31 protein-coding genes and 2 tRNA genes are annotated in these 23,022 nt (G+C 39.6%); 12 read left to right on the top strand and 21 right to left on the bottom strand.

The features are described from left to right. Nucleotides 1-20 precede the first annotated feature (20 nt). Nucleotides 21-3,746 (top strand): reverse gyrase, encoded by a 3,726-nt coding sequence (rgy, locus tag RQ359_RS02120; RefSeq protein WP_156016187.1) that lies wholly within the window; start codon nt 21-23, stop codon nt 3,744-3,746. Between the two features lies 1 nt (nt 3,747). Next, nucleotides 3,748-4,620, top strand: coding sequence for a carbon-nitrogen hydrolase family protein (locus tag RQ359_RS02115; protein WP_338116942.1), 873 nt, complete (start codon nt 3,748-3,750; stop codon nt 4,618-4,620). 133 nt (nt 4,621-4,753) lie between these two features. Here RQ359_RS02115 and RQ359_RS02110 read toward each other — a convergent pair whose 3' ends face one another. Beyond that, nucleotides 4,754-5,080, bottom strand: coding sequence for a 30S ribosomal protein S25e (locus tag RQ359_RS02110; protein ID WP_054838109.1), 327 nt, complete (start codon nt 5,078-5,080; stop codon nt 4,754-4,756). Nucleotides 5,081-5,123: 43 nt separating this feature from the next. Between RQ359_RS02110 and RQ359_RS02105 the strand changes: the two genes are divergently transcribed. The 5 genes from RQ359_RS02105 (at nt 5,124) to RQ359_RS02085 (ending at nt 8,239) form a co-directional block, all read left to right on the top strand. Beyond that, a complete protein-coding gene (locus RQ359_RS02105; RefSeq protein WP_054838110.1) occupies nt 5,124-5,846 on the top strand; it encodes a TrmB family transcriptional regulator in 723 nt (240 codons plus the stop codon). 54 nt (nt 5,847-5,900) lie between these two features. After that, the gene (locus RQ359_RS02100; RefSeq protein WP_054838111.1) at nt 5,901-6,047 is read left to right on the top strand and encodes a ribbon-helix-helix domain-containing protein; all 147 of its coding nucleotides are present in this window, start codon (nt 5,901-5,903) and stop codon (nt 6,045-6,047) included. A 108-nt stretch (nt 6,048-6,155) separates the two neighbouring features. Then, the gene (locus RQ359_RS02095) at nt 6,156-6,923 is read left to right on the top strand and encodes a tRNA (adenine-N1)-methyltransferase (RefSeq protein WP_156016189.1); all 768 of its coding nucleotides are present in this window, start codon (nt 6,156-6,158) and stop codon (nt 6,921-6,923) included. Between the two features lie 15 nt (nt 6,924-6,938). Beyond that, the gene (locus RQ359_RS02090) at nt 6,939-7,271 is read left to right on the top strand and encodes a hypothetical protein (protein ID WP_054838112.1); all 333 of its coding nucleotides are present in this window, start codon (nt 6,939-6,941) and stop codon (nt 7,269-7,271) included. After that, complete coding sequence (locus tag RQ359_RS02085; RefSeq protein WP_054838113.1) at nt 7,268-8,239, top strand: V-type ATPase subunit; 972 nt, start codon at nt 7,268-7,270, stop codon at nt 8,237-8,239. Before RQ359_RS02090 ends, RQ359_RS02085 begins: the two co-directional genes overlap by 4 nt. Here the strand turns inward: RQ359_RS02085 and RQ359_RS02080 are convergent. Further along, nucleotides 8,204-8,548 (bottom strand): hypothetical protein, encoded by a 345-nt coding sequence (locus RQ359_RS02080; RefSeq protein WP_156016190.1) that lies wholly within the window; start codon nt 8,546-8,548, stop codon nt 8,204-8,206. The genes RQ359_RS02085 and RQ359_RS02080 overlap by 36 nt on opposite strands. Nucleotides 8,549-8,604: 56 nt before the next feature. On the opposite strand from RQ359_RS02080, the gene RQ359_RS02075 reads away from it, so the two are divergent. Next, nucleotides 8,605-9,585 (top strand): aldo/keto reductase, encoded by a 981-nt coding sequence (locus RQ359_RS02075; protein ID WP_054838114.1) that lies wholly within the window; start codon nt 8,605-8,607, stop codon nt 9,583-9,585. Here the strand turns inward: RQ359_RS02075 and RQ359_RS02070 are convergent. Genes RQ359_RS02070 through RQ359_RS02045 form a run of 6 tightly spaced genes read right to left on the bottom strand, consistent with a single transcriptional unit; the run spans nt 9,569 to nt 13,130 of the window. After that, nucleotides 9,569-10,129, bottom strand: coding sequence for an XTP/dITP diphosphatase (locus RQ359_RS02070; protein WP_156016191.1), 561 nt, complete (start codon nt 10,127-10,129; stop codon nt 9,569-9,571). The two genes, RQ359_RS02075 and RQ359_RS02070, sit on opposite strands and share 17 nt — an antisense overlap. Then, the gene (locus RQ359_RS02065) at nt 10,116-10,817 is read right to left on the bottom strand and encodes a Kae1-associated kinase Bud32 (RefSeq protein ID WP_083476926.1); all 702 of its coding nucleotides are present in this window, start codon (nt 10,815-10,817) and stop codon (nt 10,116-10,118) included. Before RQ359_RS02065 ends, RQ359_RS02070 begins: the two co-directional genes overlap by 14 nt. Next, nucleotides 10,778-11,773, bottom strand: coding sequence for a KEOPS complex N(6)-L-threonylcarbamoyladenine synthase Kae1 (gene kae1 / locus RQ359_RS02060; RefSeq protein ID WP_156016192.1), 996 nt, complete (start codon nt 11,771-11,773; stop codon nt 10,778-10,780). The genes RQ359_RS02065 and kae1 overlap by 40 nt, the downstream gene beginning before the upstream one ends. Continuing rightward, complete coding sequence (locus RQ359_RS02055; RefSeq protein WP_156016193.1) at nt 11,773-12,003, bottom strand: 30S ribosomal protein S27ae; 231 nt, start codon at nt 12,001-12,003, stop codon at nt 11,773-11,775. The genes kae1 and RQ359_RS02055 overlap by 1 nt, the downstream gene beginning before the upstream one ends. Beyond that, nucleotides 11,960-12,295 carry a 30S ribosomal protein S24e gene (locus tag RQ359_RS02050; protein WP_457921267.1) on the bottom strand — a complete coding sequence of 112 codons (336 nt, stop codon included), beginning with the start codon at nt 12,293-12,295 and terminating at the stop codon, nt 11,960-11,962. Before RQ359_RS02050 ends, RQ359_RS02055 begins: the two co-directional genes overlap by 44 nt. Nucleotides 12,296-12,341: 46 nt before the next feature. After that, complete coding sequence (locus tag RQ359_RS02045) at nt 12,342-13,130, bottom strand: sulfide-dependent adenosine diphosphate thiazole synthase (RefSeq protein WP_156016194.1); 789 nt, start codon at nt 13,128-13,130, stop codon at nt 12,342-12,344. A 228-nt stretch (nt 13,131-13,358) separates the two neighbouring features. Here RQ359_RS02045 and RQ359_RS02040 point away from each other — a divergent pair, with 228 nt between their 5' ends. Further along, nucleotides 13,359-13,994 (top strand): UbiX family flavin prenyltransferase, encoded by a 636-nt coding sequence (locus RQ359_RS02040; protein WP_156016195.1) that lies wholly within the window; start codon nt 13,359-13,361, stop codon nt 13,992-13,994. A 171-nt stretch (nt 13,995-14,165) separates the two neighbouring features. Here RQ359_RS02040 and RQ359_RS02035 read toward each other — a convergent pair whose 3' ends face one another. The 6 genes from RQ359_RS02035 to glyS are packed head-to-tail and all read right to left on the bottom strand — an operon-like array spanning nt 14,166 to nt 18,253. Continuing rightward, nucleotides 14,166-14,561: a hypothetical protein gene (locus tag RQ359_RS02035; RefSeq protein ID WP_420856775.1), complete on the bottom strand. Its 396-nt coding sequence runs from the start codon at nt 14,559-14,561 to the stop codon at nt 14,166-14,168. A gap of 27 nt (nt 14,562-14,588) precedes the next feature. Then, the gene (gene endA / locus RQ359_RS02030) at nt 14,589-15,134 is read right to left on the bottom strand and encodes a tRNA-intron lyase (RefSeq protein ID WP_054838118.1); all 546 of its coding nucleotides are present in this window, start codon (nt 15,132-15,134) and stop codon (nt 14,589-14,591) included. After that, the gene (locus RQ359_RS02025; RefSeq protein WP_054838119.1) at nt 15,135-15,779 is read right to left on the bottom strand and encodes a hypothetical protein; all 645 of its coding nucleotides are present in this window, start codon (nt 15,777-15,779) and stop codon (nt 15,135-15,137) included. Between the two features lie 23 nt (nt 15,780-15,802). Next, on the bottom strand, nt 15,803-16,201 hold the full coding sequence (locus tag RQ359_RS02020; protein WP_156016196.1) for a hypothetical protein: 399 nt from the start codon (nt 16,199-16,201) through the stop codon (nt 15,803-15,805). Next, nucleotides 16,198-16,542, bottom strand: a complete 345-nt coding sequence (locus tag RQ359_RS02015; RefSeq protein WP_054838121.1) for a hypothetical protein — start codon at nt 16,540-16,542, stop codon at nt 16,198-16,200. Before RQ359_RS02015 ends, RQ359_RS02020 begins: the two co-directional genes overlap by 4 nt. Then, the gene (gene glyS, locus RQ359_RS02010) at nt 16,535-18,253 is read right to left on the bottom strand and encodes a glycine--tRNA ligase (RefSeq protein WP_338117016.1); all 1,719 of its coding nucleotides are present in this window, start codon (nt 18,251-18,253) and stop codon (nt 16,535-16,537) included. The genes RQ359_RS02015 and glyS overlap by 8 nt, the downstream gene beginning before the upstream one ends. 50 nt (nt 18,254-18,303) lie before the next feature. Between glyS and speB the strand changes: the two genes are divergently transcribed. Next, nucleotides 18,304-19,206 (top strand): agmatinase, encoded by a 903-nt coding sequence (speB, locus tag RQ359_RS02005; RefSeq protein ID WP_156016198.1) that lies wholly within the window; start codon nt 18,304-18,306, stop codon nt 19,204-19,206. Between the two features lie 48 nt (nt 19,207-19,254). Here speB and RQ359_RS02000 read toward each other — a convergent pair whose 3' ends face one another. After that, nucleotides 19,255-19,401 carry a DNA-directed RNA polymerase subunit P gene (locus RQ359_RS02000; protein WP_083476929.1) on the bottom strand — a complete coding sequence of 49 codons (147 nt, stop codon included), beginning with the start codon at nt 19,399-19,401 and terminating at the stop codon, nt 19,255-19,257. A gap of 93 nt (nt 19,402-19,494) precedes the next feature. Here RQ359_RS02000 and yciH point away from each other — a divergent pair, with 93 nt between their 5' ends. Beyond that, on the top strand, nt 19,495-19,797 hold the full coding sequence (gene yciH, locus RQ359_RS01995) for a translation initiation factor (protein WP_054838122.1): 303 nt from the start codon (nt 19,495-19,497) through the stop codon (nt 19,795-19,797). Between the two features lie 225 nt (nt 19,798-20,022). Here the strand turns inward: yciH and RQ359_RS01990 are convergent, their stop codons facing one another. Beyond that, entirely contained in the window at nt 20,023-20,955 is a 933-nt protein-coding gene (locus RQ359_RS01990) for a transcription initiation factor IIB (protein WP_054838179.1), read from the bottom strand. A gap of 189 nt (nt 20,956-21,144) precedes the next feature. Between RQ359_RS01990 and RQ359_RS01985 the strand changes: the two genes are divergently transcribed. Next, nucleotides 21,145-21,217, top strand: a tRNA-Gln gene (locus RQ359_RS01985). A 247-nt stretch (nt 21,218-21,464) separates the two neighbouring features. Here the strand turns inward: RQ359_RS01985 and RQ359_RS01980 are convergent. The 5 genes from RQ359_RS01980 to RQ359_RS01960 all read right to left on the bottom strand — a co-directional run bounded on the left by RQ359_RS01980 (nt 21,465) and on the right by RQ359_RS01960 (nt 23,021). After that, nucleotides 21,465-21,542, bottom strand: a tRNA-Arg gene (locus RQ359_RS01980). A gap of 33 nt (nt 21,543-21,575) precedes the next feature. Continuing rightward, nucleotides 21,576-21,908 carry a transcription factor S gene (locus RQ359_RS01975; RefSeq protein ID WP_054838180.1) on the bottom strand — a complete coding sequence of 111 codons (333 nt, stop codon included), beginning with the start codon at nt 21,906-21,908 and terminating at the stop codon, nt 21,576-21,578. Nucleotides 21,909-21,932: 24 nt separating this feature from the next. Then, complete coding sequence (locus RQ359_RS01970) at nt 21,933-22,190, bottom strand: hypothetical protein (protein WP_054838123.1); 258 nt, start codon at nt 22,188-22,190, stop codon at nt 21,933-21,935. Then, nucleotides 22,187-22,462 carry a DNA-directed RNA polymerase subunit L gene (locus tag RQ359_RS01965; RefSeq protein ID WP_054838124.1) on the bottom strand — a complete coding sequence of 92 codons (276 nt, stop codon included), beginning with the start codon at nt 22,460-22,462 and terminating at the stop codon, nt 22,187-22,189. The genes RQ359_RS01970 and RQ359_RS01965 overlap by 4 nt, the downstream gene beginning before the upstream one ends. Further along, entirely contained in the window at nt 22,434-23,021 is a 588-nt protein-coding gene (locus RQ359_RS01960; protein ID WP_054838125.1) for an exosome complex RNA-binding protein Csl4, read from the bottom strand. Before RQ359_RS01960 ends, RQ359_RS01965 begins: the two co-directional genes overlap by 29 nt. Between the last annotated feature and the right edge of the window lies 1 nt (nt 23,022).

The following is a 23,022-nucleotide window of genomic DNA, read 5'->3' as shown; positions in this document are numbered from 1 at the left end:
CAGTAAAACACACGAGATACTTGTCTGATATTCCTTTTTCTACATATGCAGAGTCCTGTCCCAACTGCGGAGGGGACATAGATGCACTTAGACTAGTTAAGGGTTTAGTGTGTTCCAAGTGCATGCCAAAAGAAAGGAATATAGCAGACCTAGGTTCCCTTCTACAATATCTTGAAAAGGACGGTAATTTAAAGAACATGAAGGAAATCCTTTCAATATATAAGGAAACTCAGTTCATGTCCGAATTCTTCAAGCTAGCAATGAGAGCAGGTCCAGTAGGTCCTCAACGTTCATGGATAGTGAGGTTAGCTAAGGGAGAGAGTTTCTCGATCATAGCTCCTCCAGGATTAGGAAAAACCACCTTCGGGATTATATCTTCAGTTTACTTTGCTACGAAAAAGCAAAAACGTAGCTTGTTAATGTTCCCTACAAAAACGCTTGTGAACCAAGTTAAGCAGAAAATACAGGAGGTTGCCGTAAACACTTCGTCTAACATCAAGCTTCTTGTCTACGATTCTTCTATGAAACAATCTCAACGTTCTGAGTTCATGAAGAGTCTTCAAGCGGAGGACTTTGACATTGCTCTACTGAGTTCTAGGTTCGCCATGATGAACCTTCACACATTAACTACCTTGGACTTCGGATTCCTTTTTGTTGACGACGTTGACTCCGCACTAAAGTCAAACAAGAGCGCTATGGCGGTAACCATGCTTGCAGGCTACAGCGAAGAGGACATTTCTAGAGTTAAGGAATTGCTTAGAATATCATACAGAGATCCTTCAGCTTTCTCCAAGATCGCTGAGCTAAGGCGTAAAGATAAGATTGTTGTGTTCTCATCTGCTACAGTAAACAGGAGCAATCCAGTCCTTTCCTCACTTATGGGATTCAAGCCAGGAAGTTCAAACATTTATTTAAGGAAAGTAATAGATTCCTTCACAAATTTACCAGAAAACGAGAACCTAATAGTTAAAAAAGTGAAAGAAATTATAACTAGGTTAGGAACTGGAGGTCTAATTTTCGTTCCAATAGATAAGGGTAATAAGTATGCAGAGCAGCTAGCTAAGGAATTAGATGGCGAGAAAAGAGTAGTTTCGCTTTCATCTTCTTCCGTCAAGAAAATCGATCAATTCAAGAACGGTGATATAGACGTTATGGTAGGAGTTGCCACACATTATGGCGTACTAGTAAGGGGAATAGATATACCATGCAGGATCAAGTATGCAATATTTGTAGGAATACCTAAGTTTAAGTTCTCGATCGGAGAAACTATACATCCTTTAACTGCTCTAAAACTATTGACGCTGATAGCTCAAGTTAAGAAGGACAGTTCCATCAGTTCTATGCTTTATAAAGCTAAAAGGAGGCTAAGAAGAGCTAGCTCAGCTTCACTCTCTATGATAGCTAGGGATGTAAAGGACGGTAAATCTATCGACACTGTACTGAAGGATATGTATTCGACGCTGTACGATAACTTGAAGGACGAGATAGTCTTGGAGAAAATCTCTGAAATAGGAGACGTGGTCGTGAGGGGAAAATCTATAATGATGCCAGATTACGTTACATATATTCAGGCTAGCGGAAGAACGTCCAGACTTTTTGGATCGGAACTAACCACTGGCTTATCCTTGGTTATGATAGACGATCAACGCCTTTTTAGCATGTTGCAAAAGAAATTGTCCTTCATATTGGATGAAAACAACTGGTACGAATTCGATTTGGATTCAGGAAAAATTGGAGAGAAATCGCTCTCTCAAGTCATGTCAGATATAGATAGGGAAAGAAAGGAGATAAGTGTAGCCAGATCTGGTGGATATTTGGAAAACTCCATCTCAAAAATTAAGACTACTTTACTGATAGTGGAGTCACCACACAAGGCTAAGACCATCTCGGGATTCTTTTCCAGACCTACAGTGAGGGAAACTAACGGAATAAGAGTGTTCGAGACAGTAATAGGTGACAAGGTATTGATGGTAACTGCAAGCATAGGACATGTTTATGATTTAACCACCGAGGACAGAGGTCTTTACGGAGTTGAAGTGAAAGAAAGTAGCAGAGGAAATCAAGAATTCGTTCCGTACTATACTACAATAAAGAGATGCGAAAACGGTCATCAATTCACAACTGACAAGGAAGGTGTTTGCCCAAGATGTGGAGGCAGAGTTGTGAGTGATAAAAAGGTGGTGATAAACGGTTTACGTAAACTGGTCATGGAGGCGGACTCAGTACTTATAGGTACAGACCCTGATACTGAGGGTGAAAAAATTGCTTGGGACTTATACGTTGCGTTAAAGCCTTACAATAGAAACATAAAGAGGGCCGAGTTCCACGAAGTTACAAGGAGAGCTATAGTAAACGCCATAAACAACCCGAGGGAGTTCATGATTCCTTTGGTCAAGTCTCAAATAGTCAGGAGAGTTGAAGACAGATGGATAGGCTTCAAACTTTCATACGTGCTTAGAGACTTCTTCTGGAAGAGTTATTGCAACAAACTCAACGAAAAGAAATCCACTTCTTATTTGAAGGAAATATGCAACAAGAACGAGCCGTATTATAACCTAAGTGCGGGAAGAGTTCAAACTCCAGTCCTGAATTGGATAGTAAATCGTTACTTGAATGAGTACAAAAAGAATGCTAAAAAAATTTTAGTAATATCTCTAGATAAATTTAATTTCACTGTAATAAAAGAAAAGGGAATCAAAATAGGGGACAGCGTTAATGTTAACGTTAATAACGTAGAGATCTCGGAGGAAACCTTCGGTCCTCTTCCGCCTTACACTACAGATTCCCTCCTTTCCGATTCATCACAGCTTCTGGGCATATCGGCTCAAGAGAGCATGTCTGTGGCTCAGGACTTATTTGAGAGCGGTCTAATTACTTACCATAGGACGGACAGCACAAGAATATCTAACGTTGGAATCTCTGTGGCTGAAAATTACCTAAAACAACTCCTTGGGGTATTGCCGGAAGAATTCAAGCCGAGAGGATGGGGGGAAGGAGGAGCACATGAGGCTATAAGACCTACTAAGCCAATGGATTCAGATCAATTGTATACCGCAATAGAATCAGGAGACATAGAACCCTCTAAGCAGTTTAAGAGGCAACATTTTAGAATATATGAACTGATCTTTAAGAGGTTCATTTCGAGTCAATTGAATCCTATTATAGTTAAAAGAGTAAAATTACATTTGAATGCTGAAACAAAGGGAATTAATTTATCCTTGGACCCGACGGAGGTTAATTTACCTTTTTCGGTGTTAGTAAGTAACAATAAGGAAGTAGATTCCAAACTCAGGGACAAGGTTTACGTTCCTTTCAGGATTTACAATGAAGTCGAGGTCTACGTGAAGGGCATAATGGGAAAAACAGTAGAAGGTAAAATTACTAGGGAGTTTATAAAGTCCGAAAAACCGCTCTATACCGAGGGAGATCTTGTGACTGAAATGAAAAACAAGGGTATAGGAAGACCCAGCACTTACGCCACAATTGTTAACACATTACTAAGGAGGGGGTACGTCATAGAGAGTAAAAAAATTAAAAGGCTAATTCCTTCAAACCTAGGAATAGCAGTGAACGATTACCTCAATTCAAATTACGGTAATTTTGTAGGCGAAGAGAGAACTCGTCAATTACTATCCAAAATGGATAAAGTAGAAAGAGGCGAAATAAATTATACTGATCTACTAAATGAGCTTTATAAAGAAATACAGCTAATTGATAGAGTTAAGGAAAAAAATAACGGTGATTAACGTGCTTATAGCTCTTCTTCATTTAAAATTAAAGGAACTCTCGAGAAAACATAACGTTGAGAAGGCAAAGAAACTCATGAAAATGGCAAGGGACAGAAACGTTAAGTTGGTTGTCCTTCCCTCATTGTTTCCAGTTGGTAATACCTTTGAGATATATAGCAATGAAAAGAAACTTAGAAGCATGGTGAAGAACTTGGCCGAGAAGATACCTGGCAACAACACAGACATTTTGATAAACCTCGCAATGGAAGGGGAAATGCACGTTATAGCAGGTCCCTTGTTGGAACAAGCAGGACCTAAGATATTCCTTACCAGTCTGGTTCTTTCTCCACAAGGAGAAATAATAGGAAAATATAGGAAAGTGATCATCTCCGATAAGGACATAAAGTTGGGCATATCCGGAGGAAAAGAACCAGTGTATACACTGTTGGACAAGAGGTATGGCATAATTTCAGAGGACGATCTCTATTCTCCTGAAATTAGCAGAATTCTTTCAATTTTTGGAGCACAAGCAGTAATAGGAACAATGAAGGCAATGGCTAACAATCAAGAAATGTTAAAACATTTGGCAATAGTGAGGAGTATAGAGAACGGAATTCCGTACCTAATTAATGGGGAGGTTATCGAAGACGAAGAAGGCGAAATAAAGGGATCATCTCCGACGTTCATCACTACGCCTGACAATATGATATATAAAGAAGCTGAGGAATCTGATACAATACTCACCGTTGAGTCTGAAGTGTTAATTAACAATAAAGGAAAGAGAACAAATATGGCGATGTTGGACTCCGTCATAGGAGGGCTTTGTAAGAACTACAAGAAGCAGAAAATGGAAAACAGTAAGAAGAGCGTTGATGCTGACGAGGAAGATTAAATGGTCTCATTGAATAAAAAGGACAATTGAAGGAAATCCTGCTCTTTTAATTAGAAAGAATAAATCTTAAAGTTTAACTTTCAACATTTTAATGATTTATTTTCTAATCAGTCTTAAGATACTGAATTGCAAATCATGAGGATGCGACGTATAATGAAACTCTTCTGTTTTTAGATACAAGTTTCACTATTCCCTGCTTTTCCATCTCCTCAAGCATTTTCTTCGCTACGCTTATCGTCATTTCACTCTTGGAAGCTAGAGAATATGGAGTTACTATCTTTTCTCTCTTCAATTCATCCATAACCTTCTTCTTAGTTTCATTGTCCAAAGTGATGGTCTTGCTTATAACTTCCTTTCCGGTCTTGCTGCTCTTCTTTTCTACCTTCTTTTCCTCCTTCGCAGCTTCTTTTTTCATCTTTTTTTCTACGTTGCTTAAAGGTTTCTTAGATACTCCACCCATACGTTACACCAGTCTTTAATTCTCGAAGTGAAATAAATAATTAATGAGTAACCAGCTCCTCGACGAGATGATAAGTAGAATTTCTAAGTTCGCATCTATATTCGGCATATCAAGATCCGAACTGAAAGTTTACGCGTTCCTACTTCTTAATGGAAAGTCAACAGCTAGGGACATTTCCGAGAAATTGGAAATGTCTTATACCAAGGTTTACTCTATTTTAGCTAGACTGGAGGGAAGGGGTTGGATCATTAAAATAGCAAGGAGACCTACACTTTATGAGGCGGTTCCGGTAAAGGAGGTCTGGGTTAACATAAAGGGCGTGATATCTGCTAAGTTAGAACAGTTGGAAAGAGATTTCATAGAGCCACTTTCAACTTTCACCTTTTCGTCTCCTTATACTGTAATAATAGTGCCATCTAAAGATATAATCAGTGCAATGAGAGAATATTTATCTGAGAGCAGCCAAAGATATTTGATAGCAATATCTTATCCTGAGTTACTCGCGGAACAAGTAGTAGAATTGATAAAGGCTAACTCGGTAAAAGGAGACACCAAGCTAATCATATCTAAAAGCATACCTTTTCCGGATATACCTTCTATAAAGATTAAGAAAATAGATTCCATGTTCGGTAGTGGAGTGATCACCTCCTCTTCCATGCTTCTAATAGTTAAGTCTGGAGAGACGTTGCTAGGTTTATCATCCAGTCACAACTACTTCATTGAAATAGCCACAGTTTACTTTAATCATCTATGGGAAACGCATTGACGCGGGGCAATTGCTTATAAGTCTTTTCATGATAAAGAATGAAATCGATCTAATATGAAAATAATTACCGTAAAGTTACCCGAACAGTTCCTTGAGTCAATAGATGAACTAGTAAACACAGGAAGATATACTAACAGGAGCGAAGTTATAAGAGCCGCGCTAGGAGATTTTATACGAAAAGAACTCTGGATCTCAGAATGATGAAAGCTGGTATTTTTGATTTGTGATAGATGACATCAGAACTGAAAACCTAAAGTCAATACGTTTTGGTGTGTAATTATTTAAGTCACACTTTTCAATCATTCGAAGATGATAAAAGAAGGAGATCTAGTTGTAATTTGGATAGATAGCAGAAGAATCTACCTTGTGAAGGTAGATCCTCAGAAAAGATTCAGTTCAGATAAAGGTTACATTGACATGTCAAACTTGATAGGCAAAGAATATGGGGAAAGAATTTCTCTGTCTACAGGGAGGGAAGCATTTGTGTTGAAGCCTACTCCATTTGATATCTACAGAGGATTGAAAAGACCTACTCAAGTGCTCTACCCCAAGGATGTAGCTTATATCCTCTATATGATAGGCGCCAAGCCAGGATCTACCGTGGTGGAGGCTGGAACTGGCTCAGGATTCCTCACAATATCCATGGCTTATTTCCTTGGAGAATCATCAAAAATTATAACTTATGACGTAAGGGATGACACCCAAAGATCTGCAAAGAAGAATGCTGACTTCTTGGGATTGGCAGATAGAATTATATTCAAATTAGGTGACGTAAGGGAGAAGATAGAGGAAACAGACATTGACGCTGTGTTCTTCGATATGCCAGATCCTTGGAATGCCGTGAAATCAGCTTATGATTCACTTTCACCCTCAGGATCACTTGTTGTTTTCGTACCTACTATAATTCAAGTGGAAAAGACTTTCATGTCCATGAGGGATCTTTTCGTTGACGTACACGCAGAGGAGTTGATGTCCAGGGAATATCAACTGAAAGAAAACGCAGTTAGACCTAAAAGCATAGGGGTTTGGCACACGGGTTACATCATCTACGGAAGGAAATCGTTAAAAGGGGATTAGCATTATAATATCTCCATGTCAGAAAGCAACCCTGGTGTAAACGTTAAGCTTGTTATTAAATTTGAGAAGGAGTTTAAATCCTTAATATCAGACATAGCAGAAGATTCCAAGAAAATATTATCCCTTGCAGATTCCTCCTATGCCGCCCTTAAGGATGAGGCTGAAAAACGATTTTCCGAGATTCAAAGCACTATCGATAACGACAAGAAGGCAATTCTGGACGACATGAGAAAGGAATACGCACTAGACAGAGAAAAGAAGATATTAGCCATAAAGTCAGCTGGAGAAAAGAATCTAAACAAGGCAGTAGATATGCTTCTTGATTCTGTGCTCGGTGCCTTCAAATGAGCGCAGTTAACGCTTACCTACATTCAATAAGTAGAACCGTTAAAACAGAAACCCTCACCAGGGGTGATATGGGCGAACTAATGGCTGAGGACGACTGGAGGCAAGTTTTCAACACGTTAAAGGAAAAGGAATACATAGACGAAATTCCCGCAACCTTAGAGGAGGGAGAAAGGATCATAATTGATAGACAAACAAGAGTAATGGAAAAGTTGATGGGTTATTCCTATAATTCTAAGATTTCTAAGGACATAACTTCGCTTTACCTTTATGACATGATGCTGGACGAATTTAAGAACATAGTGACTTCTGTTTACAACAAGAGACAACTAAATGGACTAAAATTCCATAGGGAGTTATCAAAGTTTAACGAGGGAATTCCATCCTCAGAGGAGGAGCTTAGATCTGCAATCAACGGAACTATATTCGGAAACGCCTATAACTTCGCGTCAAGCTACGGCTACAAGAACGTGACACAACTTCTGTCCCTTTTAGACCTATACTTCATATATAGAATTTCTTCAATAATTGAAACATTGAGGGGAGATTGGAAAATGGCTGCAAAGTCAATAGTGTGTGGATATCAGGATTATTATGCCCTAAGTCTCGCCACTTACCAGGCAATGGTAACAAAGAACTTGTGCGAGACTAATGAAGAACTTATCAAGGATCTTGCGTCTACCGATTACAAGGGCAAGACTGAAGTGCTTAGAAGGTTTGAGCCAGTGAAGTCAATCTCCTCTAAATCTGCCCCTGAAATTCTATCCAAAATACTAAATAGAGCAAGGAAGATGGCAAGGAAGAACTCGTTGAACGTATTCATGGGCCAGACTTTCAGCCCGGTTATAGTAATGGCTGCTAGTGAAATGCTAAGGCTAGACAAGGGTGACATATTAGCTATTGCTAACGGAAAGAAGCTAAAGTTAAGCAACTCTTTAATACAGGAGCTCGTGTCGTACGATCTTGTTTAACATCCTTTCATCTAATATGTAAGTATTACCCTCCATTACTATGGTGAAATTTACAAGGGAAGGCGGATCAGGCATTTCGCCTATAGGTTTGCTTCTACCAAGGTAAATCCACTTGAGTTTTCCGTTTACTTTCATTATTTTGTACCAATATTTCCCTATATAGATATATTTCTTTTCTTTTTTGTAAACTATGTGATATGGCTTTAGATAAACTCCATAATCCTTTATTTTAGTATTATACCCATAAACTCGCTCCCTCAACTTATCAAGAAATTCTTCTACGCTTTCCTTAGGCACTTTGACTAACATAGTTATGTCATGTTTTTTATTTTTCTAAGCATAATGTCAATCAAGAGTGGTATTACATGAACTTCAGGAAGCTGAATCATACTAACGAGCAAGTATCAGAAATAGGTATCGGGGTTTGGAGCCTCGTAACTGATTGGTGGGGGGCTGACGTCTCAAAGGCTGAGGAAATTATGAAAAAAGGTTTCGATGAGGGGATAAACTTCTTTAACACGGCAGACATGTATGGAAACGGTAAAGGAGAGGAAATAATAGGAAAGCTTTTCTCTTCAAAAAGAGATAGGATAGTGATAGCTACAAAGATTGGATATGACTTTTATCATAAGAAAGACAATCACCTAAAACAGAACTTCAATTTAGACTACCTTCAGTTCGCGTTGAAGAAATCCCTAGAGAGGTTGAATACTGACTACGTTGATGTCCTCATGATACATAACCCTAAAATGGAAGTTATAGATAACGATGCCGTATTGAATTTCATGAAAGAAGTTAAGAGGGACGGAATAGCTAAGACCGTAGGTGTTGCCCTTGGACCTACCCTTGGATGGGGAGAAGAAGGTACAGCTGCCCTAAAGAAAGGATATGAAGGACTCGAATATATCTACAATATAATTGAACAGGAGCCTGGAGAGACTTTCCTCAAGAACCAAGAGGCGTTTCATTTAATTAGGGTACCACATGCCACCGACGTGCTTAATGAAGGAAAATGGCCAATAAAGGAGTCCCCAAATATGCACAGATCACTCAAGGACTTTGAGTGGGTCAAGAAAGCATATGAAAGGACTCAAGGTCTACTTGAGTTTTGTAGAAGGAAAAATGTCAAACTGTCACAATTGGCACTCATGTTCGTCCTATACAACCCTAATGTAACTTCGGTTTTCCCCAATATTTCCAACTTGGACGAGTTGGAGACTTTTCTCAAGGTTGAGGAATTTGAACCATTAAACGAGGAAGATATGAAGGTGATCTCTTCCTACTATAGACGTAACTACAAGGACCTTAACGTAGAGAGTATAGGAGAGACTATACGTTATAAGTGAGGAAGAAATCTAGAAACTTTTGAAAGGCTTTAGCTCTATGGGAATATAGGTTCTTCTCCTCAATAGACATTTCGGCAAAGGTCTTATCTGAACCATTGGGTATGAAAATTGGGTCAAATCCGAAACCCATCTCTCCCCTTGGGGACAATGATATCTCACCGTTCACCTCTCCTCTAAAAGTAATAATATTTTTTCCATCAACAAAAGTAATAACTGTCATAAACCTTGCACTTCTTTCCTTAATTCCGTTTATGAGCTTCAATATCCCTTCAATGCCTATAGTCTTCTTTACAAACTTAGTGTATGGTCCCGGGAAATCATTGAGGGCATTTATGAAAAGTCCGCTGTCGTCCACTATGAGCGGGGTCCTGAAACTCAAAAACGAATCTATTGCAGAATGCATTGAAATTTCCTCTAAGTTGTCACCTTGAACTTCAACCTTAGGACAGTTTACCCATTCTAATTCTATTCCACTTTTATTGGCTATGTCCTTCATTTCCAAGTATTTTCCTTTGTTCCCCGTGATTAACTTAATCGTCTTCATAGTCAAACACGTATTTCTTTCTTTCATCCTTGCTTACATACCTACCTCTTGACCTAATCTCTTGTGCAGTCTTAAAGACAGACTGGGTTCTTTCTTTCCCCATGACCTTTGAATATCCTTCTATGAAATGGACTAGAAGTTCATCCCTAGCCTCTGGATGAACAGTATCTAGTGATCTATAGAAAACCTCAATGTCGGTTCCGAAGTCCTCAATGTCGTCTGTTCTCTTTGACAGACCGAAGTCGATCAGGAAGAGCTCTCCTTGGTCGCTTACCATAAAGTTGTTGGTATTGACGTCGCCGTGAGAAATGCCTCGAGAGTGAAGCAGACCTATAAACCTGCCCATCTCTCTTAAAAATTCATAATCAATTTTAGAACTCTCTAATATTTCCTTGATTGACTTACCTTTTATATACTCTAAAACTAGAGTGAAATTTTCCTTATCAACAAACAGAACTGCTGGAGAGTTTACTCCAGCCTTCAATGCATTGTAAATGAAATGTGCCTCCATCATGGTTCTTTGACTGTTTATGCTTCTATCTACTATTGGATTTCTATAATGTTTAGACAATCTTTCCTTGAAAACTACATGATATCCTAGAAAATATCCTTCATAAATTATAGATTCTGCGCCCCTTTTCAGAACGTTCAGCTTCTCCATTTTACATCTACCTCGTCTACCCTCCATCTAGGTTTCACCTGAGATTTATCTACAGAAATAGTTATGCCGGATCTTGCTTCCAACGTTCCAGCGTATGCTATCATAGCTCCGTTATCTCCTGAATACTCTGGGGGAACGATCTTTAACTCAACTCCCCAGTCCCTACTCAGGGCATCCAACTTGGACTTTAGACTAACGCTAGCTGCAACTCCGCCCACGGCTAAAATCTCCTTCTTTCCTGTTAACGCTAATGCCCTTTCTGTAGCTTCCAATAACATGTCAAAGGCTATTTCCCTTAAACTCAAGCAAACGTCTTCTTTCTTATTTTCCTTCAGTGCCTTTTCTGATGCTGTCAACAGACCAGAGTATGATATGTCTTGCCCCTTAACTACGTATGGCAAATCTATCAACTTATCACCCTTGTCAGCACAAATGTCTATAACGTGTTTCCCACTCGTAACATAAGGCGGGGCTAATCCAGCGTCTCTAGAGAATGTATCCATGAGGTTACCCAGAGCTATATCCAAGGTTTCTCCGAATACCCTAAATTTACCTTTATATAGCGTAATTATTTGTGTGTTTCCTCCAGAAAGGTACAAAACTAAGGGGTCTTTAGCGTTAGTAGTTAAGTAACCTATTTCTATATGCCCAATTCCGTGGTTCACTGGTACTAACGGTTTGCCATATTTAAGCGAAAGAGCCCTTGCTACTGTGGCTCCTACCCTCAAAGCAGGACCTATACCAGGGCCCATTGAGAAGGCTATATAATCTATATCGTCAATTCTTAGCTTTGCCTTGTTTAAGGCGCGTCTAATTATATCGGGAGCAACGGAAGCATGGTGAGCTAGAAGATCCGTAGGCCGCATTCCTCCCTCTTTCGGCACGTAGGTATCTCTCTCATTAGCTAAAATAAAGGGGTATTCGTCTTTCGCTATACCCACGCCAAAAGTATGGGCGGTAGACTCGATACCTAAAACAAACATTACTTACCTTTCCTACCTACATATTCAGTATATTTACATTTTCCGCAAGACCATCTTTCAACGGGTTTCATGTGATGCGCCATTATGCTACCGCATCTGGGGCACTTCTTGTTCTTTAGTTTTATTTCTTCACCTTGAACTTCATAATAAAGCCTAACTACGGCTTTAGATCCTCCTTCCTTTTTGTTAGCCATTCTTCTTACCTCCCTTCTGGGATTTAGTTCCTGCATCTCTATCTAATATATGTTTTAGTTCCATTTTCTTCATTGTCTCCTCCGAGTCATAAACATGAACACGAGCTAAACTATAGCCTGCACCATAAGGTGTATCTATTTTCCTGACTACCACTAGTCCTTCCTTCGACTGCAAAAGCGAGGCAATTGCATTCCTAAGCTCCTTTCTAGATGGAGTCGAGCCGCCTATATGATAGATCCTTACTGTTAACTCTTCTCTACCTATTACGCTGTTCTTAACCCTCTTTTCTACTACGCCTTCAGCCTTTTCGGAAAGCTTAACCTTCATTTCAGACAAGGCAATCATCAATTAATGTCATGTGTAAGTTTTAAGACTAACGGATATCCCTTAGTATGTCCTCAGCGACCTTTCTACCTGAAAGTAACATTGCACCGAATATAGGTCCCATTCTCGGTAGACCTCTAACCTCAGCTGTCGCCATGCCTGAGCTATAGAGCCCTTCGGCTACCTTGCCTGAATTTACGACTACCAATTCCTCAGCTATCTCGCTATACGCTGACTTCTCTCCAGGTATTTGGACGTTAAGCTCTGGTAACTTTCTTGAAGCAACGGAGATAATTTCTGCATCGTGTCCAGTTGCATCCAATACAGCCTTGGCAGAAACGAATAATGGATCAACGTGAAGTCCAGACATCTGAGTGGATGTCCATTCAACGGCGACTCCAGCAACCCTTAGCGGGTCTTCCCTGAATATTACATCGTCTACTGTTACACCGTGGAGAATCTTAACCCCAGCATCTACTGCAGCTGCTCCCAGTTTAGCCATGAACTCAGCGGTATCCACTATGAAAACTCCGCTTTCAACCTCTGTCATTCTTACTCCTATCTCCTTTAGTATCTCCTCTGCAGGACTCTCAATTACCACCTTGTGAAAGTTCATGGCACCACCTCCTATACCTCCCCCGAAGCTTAGTCTTCTCTCGAAAACTACCACCCTCTTCCCAGCCTTAGCCAAATAATATCCAGCGGTCATACCTGAGGGACCAGCCCCAACTATCACAACGTCTGAATCCACTATGTTCATCCAATCTTCCATTGTATATTTAATAATATATTGACTAATTTTCTTCTCATCTATCTGCTTAATTTTAACTTCTTGCATGCGTAAAGTGATTATAACTAGCTTATAAACTAACTTATAAAAGGAAATGCGATAAATAATTTATTAATTTATGAGATGTTCAACTATTATGCCATTAAAAATTGAATATGACACTACGTCAATAAAATGTGACTGGTGTAAACAAGTAATTAAAGGAAAACCTTTAACTGTTAAGACGTGTTGCAACAATAAGCCGTGGGTTTTCTGTAGCGAAAGGTGTTACAGACAATGGATGACGGAGTGGCTCAGAAGACAGGAACAAATAAAGGGAAAGAGGAAAACGGGCAAGTTATTGTAGGAATAACGGGAGCGAGCGGAATAATATATGGTATAGAAACCGTTAGATGGCTCAAAAGATTAGGATATAAACCTTTAGTTATAATATCTAGAGCCGCAGAGCGTGTTGCAAGGATAGAGAACGATTTAGACTTGAGGGAAACCATAAGAAAGGAAGCTGAGTTTTACATGGAGGAGGAGATAGATGCTCCAACTTCAAGTTCAAGCTTCACCATAAAAACGTTAGGCATGGTAATAATACCGTGTAGCATAAAGACGCTTGCAGAAATAGCAGGAGGTATATCCTCTAACTTAATATCAAGATCCGCATTAAACTACTTGAGGACTGGGGGTAAACTTATCCTTGTTATAAGAGAAACCCCTTTAGGTGCTATAGAACTTGAAAACGCCCTAAAGTTAGCTAGATTAGGATCAATTATACTACCTGCCTCCCCTGGATTCTATGTCAAACCTAAGACTGTGGAAGATATGGTCAATTTCATAGTTGGAAAAGCTTTAGATGTTCTAGGAATAAAACACGACATTTACGAGACATGGAAGGGAACGAGAGAACCTAATTTCGAATAATTCTTTAATAAATATTAAAAAAAGGTAAGTATCATTTCTTTAAGTAAAACGTGCAACACGTTTACCCTATACAAAACTATGATAATTTAAAAAATTAAGGAAAAACATAAACTTTACTTCCAACAATCAAAAATGCATGGTTTAAGATCATATATGCTGTCATGATTTTGCTTAGATGATATCTATATCTCTTTTTCCAAACTTCTTCGATATTATGTCTTTTACTTTATCTACCTCATCGTCTCCAGCCAGATCCTTCTCCAAATCATCTTCATTCTTTCTAGAGTTCGCAAAGGCACATTTGTTTCCAGGCAAAAGAGCTCTCTTCTCGCAGTATGCGTACTGGCAGTCGCCAGTAATGCAAGTATCGCCTACCCATCTGCACCAACCTACCTTTTGTGGATTACCCTTGTTGTACTTCTGTTGTATTAAAAGAGCTTTCTTATTGCACCTAAAATAAGGGCAAAGATAGTTACATTTACCCCCTATGGGTAGAGGTTTCGGCTCTCCCTGAAGGGGCACTTTATCGTTGAAACGAGCTTTATTTTGCTGATCTCTCAAGCAGATTAACCCCCATTCTACTTTTATATCAAGTTACATTTTTACCCATTTAAACATTACGTACTTTATCACGTCTCGTTGCAGGTCTACCAGTCCCAAGACTAAGGTTTTCCTAGTACTATGGGATACCCTTCCAAAGCTCATAAGCTCAACTGGTGATATCTCGTTCTTTAGATCTAAGGCAATCACAACAAAAGGAGCGTGTTCTATTCCTGGTCCTATGGTGTACACTGCGAAGTCAGCTCCGAACTTAATCCCTGATCTTACAACGAACTTCCTCTTCCTTAGATCGGAGTAGATTTTATAAAGAATATTGAATTTATCTACTCTCTCCTTTGCGTATTCCCTTAAAAACTGAGGTGAAACTGAGTTTCCTTGCTTGTCTACTACATTTATAACTGAGTTTTCCATTAGGTATAATGCTTCTACCAAAGATAACTCCAGTGGCCTGTCAATGTCATTAGGACCCTTCGGTTTAGATACACCAATCGGTTTACCGAAGAAACCGTTACCGTAAATTTTCTTCGCTTCCTCAACGTTAAGTATAACGACCCTGCTTTCAAGTAACAGACCTTGCATTTAGCTCCTCTCTAGAGCTAGATAAGTTACTGTGTCAGAAGAAACCTTCAACAAGTCCTCCGAATCTTCCAGTCTGTCAGCAACGTCCTTAGCCAACATAATGTAGACCAAATCGTTACCGCTCTTTTCATAAAGTTTCAGTTCAAAGCTTCTATACAGTTCGTCAACGTCCTCTTCCATTCTCACTACAGCCTTCGAGCTTTCGAGGCTCTTATTTGGATTCACCGATAGAAGTCTAATGGATTCGCTGAGTTGTGTTATGGTAGCCATTAGCTTTTCAGCCATAACTACTAACAGCCTATAAGTAACGTCGTCCATCTTGTTTCCCCTAGATAGAATAACGCTATATCTGTAACCCGCCGCATCTATATTTTGGGCGCTCCTTTCAAGATTGTTTAAAATCTCGAGGTAGAGATCACCGTCTTGAATTGCCTCTCTAACGCGAATTATGTACTCTCCTAACTTGTACTTGGTGACCTCCACATCATCCTTCACACTACTTATCTTTGAATATACCTGAAGTGGATTAACATTCAACTCCTGATTTGTAAGCAGTTCGTAGAATATTCTTATTTCATCTAGCACTTTAGAGCATATTTGCTGTAGTTGCTCTTCTATGGTTAGGTTTGCTATACCTCCACTCATCGTTATAAATCAGCCCAAAGGGTTTAAAAACTAAATCTAGAAATGTTGTTTAAAATTCTTTGAATTTGATCTACATCTTTTTCCAGATCGTTTTGTATACCTCTCTTCGTTAGGCTATCCTTGAGCTGCATCAGCATTTCCTTCTCTTCTTTTAATCCGACAGTCATTAAATAGTTCAGAATACCCAAAGCCTCTTCCTTCATGTTTGTTTCCGACATAGACTCTACGTTCTGAGTTATTACGTTAATACCGCGTTCCAAATCCCTCCTAACTCTCCTCATCCTCTTGATAAGCCTTTCAGCTTTTTCCACGTCAAATTCAGGAATCTCAATCATGTTCTGAAGTTCGTCCAAATAGAAAGAGTGATCCTTTATTATAGTCTCAAATTCAAAAAGAATTCTACTTACTTTTATATCGCTCATTGAGATGCCCTCACAGTAACGGTGCTATTGTCCATCAAGCCTAACTCTATCATGTCTGGCGAACTAGCCCATATCTCATAATCAACTATTCCTTCTTGTACTACCGCCTTAAACTTCTCCCTTCTTCCCTTAACTGAAATTTCCAATGAGCCCTTTATGGACAATTCTGACGCCAGCTTTGCAGATATCAATACAGTTCCTTTTCCTACGTCAGCCCTTTTCCTTATCTTGACTCGCTTCTCCTTTAGTCCCTGACGCGTATTTCCCTTTAAGGCAGAGGCAGGAGGTATTACGTTCAACAAGGACTTTACGTCCTCCTTCTTTTCTGAGTCCTCACTCATTGTTATCCGCCTTTTCTCCTATGTTATTGAGTTTTGTTCCGTTAAATAGCTTTTCTAAAGAGCAAACCAGAGAATCTACCTTTACCCTTGATTGCTCCCAAGTGTCCCTATCCCTAATTGTGACCGAGGCGTCATCTAACGACTGCGGATCAACAGTGATATCAAATGGTATTCCTATTTCGTCTGCTCTAGCGTATCTCTTGCCTATACTTCCGCTCTCATCGTAAAGAACAGTGTACTTGGCCTGCAGTAAATCTCTGATTTCTTTAGCTTTCTTGATGATTTCTTCCCTTTCAAGTAGAGGAAATACTGCAACATCGTAAGGAGCAATATCCTTAGGTAAAGAAAGAATTATTCTATCCTTCTTTTCCTTGTACGAGTTAACCACTACTAAATATAGGGACCTCTCTACTCCAAAGGAGGGCTCAACTACATGTGGGAAGAACTTCTCTCCATTTACTTTCTCTTCCCTTTCTGTTATGGAAACCACTGAGGAGATTGGAACCGAGTCTACCCTGAAGTCCTGCCTTATGAGTTCCTCTATTTGTTCTGCAGTCAGGCCGCTGATCTTCTTCATTATTTCCTTTCCTACGTCCTTTAGAGAAGAGATCTTTTGTTTATTTATTACTACAGTCTTCTTTTTAACTATTTGTGGAGTATCATATTTTTTAAATACAGTTAGGTCCTGCCCGCTAATCCTTGAATGACCTGAAAGATCATAGTCTCCCCTGTAAGCATGACCTGAAATCTCAACTTTTTCTCCTCCCACTATGGCTATCTGATCAAAAGTCTGCTTTGAGTAATGGGCCCTCTCTTGAGGTAACTTTTCCTCGAAGAAGAACTCGTTTATACCCAAGGAGTTCACGAACCTTGAGGCCTTTGCCATCCAGTAAGCCATCCAAGGATGAACTACGACTTTTTCGCTCACAAGTTCTTTGACAGTGAAAATGTCCAGTTCCTCTCTTCCAGCTTCCTTGGTTTGTGCCCTAAGTATCTTGACCTTATCGTTTTCTAAATCAGCCAATGGAACGTCCGTTTCCTTTGGGTCCATGAAGAACTCTACCTCCATTATGGAGAATTCTCTCATCCTCACTAGTCCTTGCCGGGGGGAGATCTCGTTTCTAGCAACCCTTCCTATTTGAGCTATACCTAAAGGTAAACGTTGCCTATAGCTCTCGAATACCCTCTTAAATGCGGTGAACATACCTTGAGCTGTCTCTGGCCTAAGGAATCCCCTTTCTCCCGTATAAGGACCTATTGTTGTCTCAAAAAGTAAGTTGAAATACCTTACTTCGCCGAGATCTCCACCGCAGCTGGGACACTTTATTCCGTTTTCCTTTATGACTGAGTCTAACTGGCTGGGAGAGAGGGACTCCACGTTTTTATGTAATATTTCTTCCACCAAATGATCTGCCCTGAATACCTTCTTACATTTGGAGCATTGAACCACCGGATCTGTGAAGTTCTTTAAGTGACCGCTGGCCTCAAATACCTTTTCAGGGGTAATCATTGGAGTCTCCACTTCCACTACCATTCCCATGGTAGATTCGACGAAGTACTTCCTCCACAAGCTTACTATCTTGTTCTTTATCATAGTGCCTACTGGTCCGATGTCATAGAGTCCTGCAATTCCCCCGTAAATTTCGTAAGAGGGCCAGAATATTCCTCGTCTTTTGGCTAACTCTACCGCCTTATTATATACGTCACTCACATGACTTAGACCTACAGAGAGTTTATAAAGTTCCTTCATTTATGACCACTATGAGCGATCCGAGGTTACTTTACCTTAACGAAAGCTCAAGGAAATTTGGAGGCTTTGAGAGAAAAGACTCAAAGTTCACGGTAGTAGGTCTACCAATGGATATAACTAGTAGCTACAGACCGGGGAGTAGATTTGCACCGGCCTATATAAGGGAAGCTACTCAATATATAGAATTTTTCTCCCTTAGATCTAATGTTAATGTAGCAGATATAGGCTTCTATGATGTAGGAGATGTAGTGATGCATCCCTCGTCTGTGGAGGAGAACTTGAAGAGAATATCCGAGGTAATAAGTTATTATCAATCTCAAGGTAAAATCACGGTATCAATAGGAGGAGAACATACAGTAACGACTGGCGTCATTAAGGGAGTAATACAATATCATAGAAAGAACCTTTGTGTACTTAGTTTCGATGCCCATTTGGACTTGAGGGATGAATACATGGGTTACAAATATGATCATGCATGCGTGATGAGAAGAATATCCGAGATGGGAGTAAAGGTAGTAGAAGTAGCAACTAGGGCTGTAGGTAAGGACGAAATAGAGTATGCAAGTAGAGAGGGCATACCTTTCATCACTGCCAAAGAGGTTAAGTTGCTAGGTCACAGAGAGGTTGCAAGGAAGGTCAGTAAGACACTTGAGGAATGCTCCTCAATTTATATATCTTACGACATGGATGGGATAGATCCGAGCTTTGCCCCTGGAGTCGCTACTCCGGAACCAGAAGGTATTGATCCTACTACGGTTTTGGACATAATGTCGCTCATAGTCGACAAAAGAATAGTAGGATATGATGTAGTAGAGGTGTCTCCTCCATACGATCCGTCTGGAATTACTGTAGTTCTAGGTTCAAAACTAATTCTAGAAACTACAGCTGCTGCAGCTAAGGCAACACAACAATAAAAATTTAGAATAGAAATAATTGACATTATTCAAAAAACTCATACATTTTTAAGTTGCCTTTACGGTCTTTATTCCCGGTCTTCTAACCATGTAAATTATCTTGTAACCGCAGTATGGACATCTTATACCAGGTAATACTTTCAACTGCTCGTCAGAAAAGGTTTTCCAACATCTACCGCATCTATAATTTGCCATAGACTAAAACCTAATAATTCGGCTTTTAAGCTTTTCACATGAAATGCCATAGAAAAGTTAAAATGGAGGATATACTTAAAGTCTTATTTGAGAATGGCAGATAATCTGTGCGGAGGTTTACCCGCAGATATATGTGAGCAATTAAATAAGGAGGAGCAATTTATAAAAATTAAGTTAGAAAAAAGAAGATATGGAAAAGAGGTTACAATAATAGAAGGGTTAGCAGATTCAGACGAAGAGTTAAGAAAGAAGGCCTCAGAGCTAAAGTCTAAACTCGCCGCCGGTGGTACAGTGAAGGATGGGAAGATTATAATTCAAGGAGACCATAGAGAAAAAGCTAGAGAAATACTGATAAAGATGGGATATCCTGAATCTAACATTTTAACCATAGAATAGGTGTATATCCAAACGTAATTTATAATTTAATTATCACTTCTTAAATTTAATGTTAATTTTTAGATTTTTATGTTTGTTGAAGAATTCTTCTCATTTTTACAATCAATGTTAAATATTTCTATAATTTACAACCATAAAGAAAAGTTTTCGATTCAAAACAATGCTATAAAACGAAGTAAAATATTTCTTTCTTATTTAAAAAATAAATGAAATAAAATTTAAATATTATTGCGTAGGTATTTGTATTTTTAGTTCATTTATCAACTCTTTATATCTGTTCCTTACTGTAACCTCAGTGACACCAGCCACTTGTGCTATCTCTTTCTGAGTTCTCCTATCGTCGTTCTGAAGCGCTGCTATGTAGATTGCTGCAGCTGCCAAACCGGCCGGATCCTTCCCTGCAGTAAGGCCAACTGTCTTAGCCTTATCTAATATCTCTGCTGCAGTCTTCATTACAGCTCCGCTAAGGCGAAGCAATGATCCTATTCTTGTGACATAATCCTTAGAGTCACTTACTGGAACTTCAACGTCGAGCTCTCTAAGTAAAAGTCTATAACATCTAGCCACCTCCTTCCTGTTTGCCTTCGTGTATTGAGATATTTCATCTAAAGTTCTAGCTATCTTCATTCTCCTGCATGCTGCATATATTGCAGCTGCTACTACGCTCTCTATGCTCCTTCCTCTTACTAGACCTTTCTCCACTGCCTTCCTGTATATTAGGGCTGCCTCGTCCTTTACGGACTTAGGTAAGCTTAGTAGGTTTCCTATACGCTCCAGCTCATTCATCGCCTGAGCTAGGTTACGGTCTATTGAGCTTTGAATCCTGGCTCTTATCTGCCATTTCCTCCAACGTAGAGCCTCCAACCTTCTCCTGGGATCAAGTGTCCTGCCCATTGCGTCCTTATCCTTCCAATCTATAAGGGTTGATAGACCCCTATCATGTATAGTCTGATTTAGAGGACCTCCCACCCTGCTTCTCTTCTCCTTCTCTTCAGGAGTGAAAGCTCTCCACTCTGGACCTTGATCTATAGCTCTCTCCTCTATGACCTCTCCGGTTTCAGTACAGATATACTCTCCCCTTTCCGCGTCGAAAATTATTTTATCTTGTGGACATGGAGATGAACTGAACTGAGAATCCTTTTCCGAATCTTGAGACATGTGTTGACCACCTAAAGGTTTGCGGTTAGCCACAAACCTTATAAACTTAAGCATTTTCCTATATATAAGCCTTTCGGTATTCATATAACTGCACTTTAACGTTAAGTTAAAAAGGACATAAAAGAAGATAAGTGTCTTTACCAATTAACGAGAAAAAGTTTTAAATGAGCGTAGAACGATAAGAAGATTAGCCGGGTAGTCTAGCGGCCAAGGATCTAGGGCTTTGGCCCCTGGGACCAGGGTTCGAATCCCTGCCCGGCTATAAGGTCCTGTGGTTTTGCCACACCTTGGCCTCTTTTTACCTTGGGTTTCAACTAATTAGCGATAATTATTAATGTTACAATTATTCTTTGCTATATTCTTAAAAAATCTGAAATTAGAGATGAATAATGCTACTAAACCTCAATTCGATAAGAAGCTCTTTTTTTATCGCCAACTAGACGAAAAGATTTAGCCGAAAACCTCCAGTCATGGATGAACTAGAATGTAAGAGTGGACCCAGCCGAATGTGGCGGACCCGGGGGGATTCGGACCCCCGACCACTGACTTAGAAGGCCAGCGCTCTATCCTAGCTGAGCTACGGGTCCACACTAACATAAAACTGCCTTTATTAATAAGATTTACTCGTACTCCCTCCAAACTTTGCCACATTTAGTGCATTTATAAAATCTGGTTGCAGGCTCGTCAGCACTCCTAGTTTGCAGCATCCAGAAATATGCCTCACCGTTACCGCAGGAAGGACATGAAACTCCTTTTATTAACTGTGCTCCCTCTGGTTTGTCACCGTCCTCTAATACCAAAGTTTTTTCCTTAACTGAGTGCTTCACCTTGTTGGTTATTACTACGCTCTGTTTAACCTCTTCTTCGTAGCCACACTTGGGACACTTGTAGACGGTTCTACCTTGAGACTTTCTTGGTGACATCATAGAGTTGCATTTTGGACAGAACTTCAAATCGACCACCAGAATAGAGACTCTTTATTGTTTTATAGTATTTAACCTTTCTGATATCCTAGAAACAATTCTATTGCAAATCGTTTCCAATTCGCCGGTATATTTTTCCTTAAAGCCGAAGTTGCTTTCCATGACTTCTTCCTTAATTGAACTGGATAAGAACTTACTTTCTACATCCTTTAAATCTAGAAACAGTCCCTCTAAGAACTTGCCTCTAAATATACAAATTCCCTTTAGGTTTCCCGTATCAACGTAGATTGCCGTCCTACGTTCAGTTTTCATTTTAACGACTTCATCTCCTCCATGTATTTTCTAGAGTATTCCTTCCCTAGATTTATGGCTTGTTTTAGAGCATCCTCGGGAGTTAATGACCCGTCAGTCATTACTTTTATCACTATTTTATCGATAAGAGGGTGGGGCTTATAGTAAGAAGCGAAGGTTACCCCTTTTACTCTCTGTAACATTCCAGCCATTAAATTGCCTAAAGTATGCTCTTCACCTTGCACTTCCAACTCTAAGTAATTTTCACTCTTTTTGAGAACCTTTACGTCCATTCCTCTTCACCACATATAAGCCTATTTTCCTAGTTTCCTGATTGTTACAGTAGGTGCACCTTAAATGTTCTTCGTCCTCCTTGAACATAATATTACCGCATACGGAACACTTAGCAAGGATAACCCCGCAGTCGTTAGGTTTTGTAGTCAGGGATATGGGAATTCTTCCCGTTATAGGTTTAGCCCTTATTATGTCACCTACCTTTATATAGGTTGAAATCGATTTTACTCTTTTATTGGCGATTTGTGATATATGTAGAATTGCAGAAATTGAATCTCCAACGTTCTTCTCTTCAACGCTATAGACGGAAACTTTAGCGTTTTCTCCAGTCACGGAATCTACAACTCCTATGACATATTTCGCCTTCTTGAGGTTAATTAAAGGAGATTTCTTTACCATTATTACGTTACTTTTTCTATTTAACATATCGTAAAATATTTTTCCGACTATTGAAGATCTTACAATACCATTAATTTCATAGGTTCCATCGCCCGCCATGAACTCTTCAGCTACGGCCAGGTCTTCCCCAGGAAGCGCTAAGTCACCTTGTTTTTTCATC

The organism is Sulfuracidifex metallicus DSM 6482 = JCM 9184, assembly GCA_032834875.1.
Classification (GTDB): domain Archaea; phylum Thermoproteota; class Thermoprotei_A; order Sulfolobales; family Sulfolobaceae; genus Sulfuracidifex; species Sulfuracidifex metallicus.
Note: the sequence above shows the minus strand (reverse complement) of the source record. Positions and strands in the feature narration are given on the sequence as shown.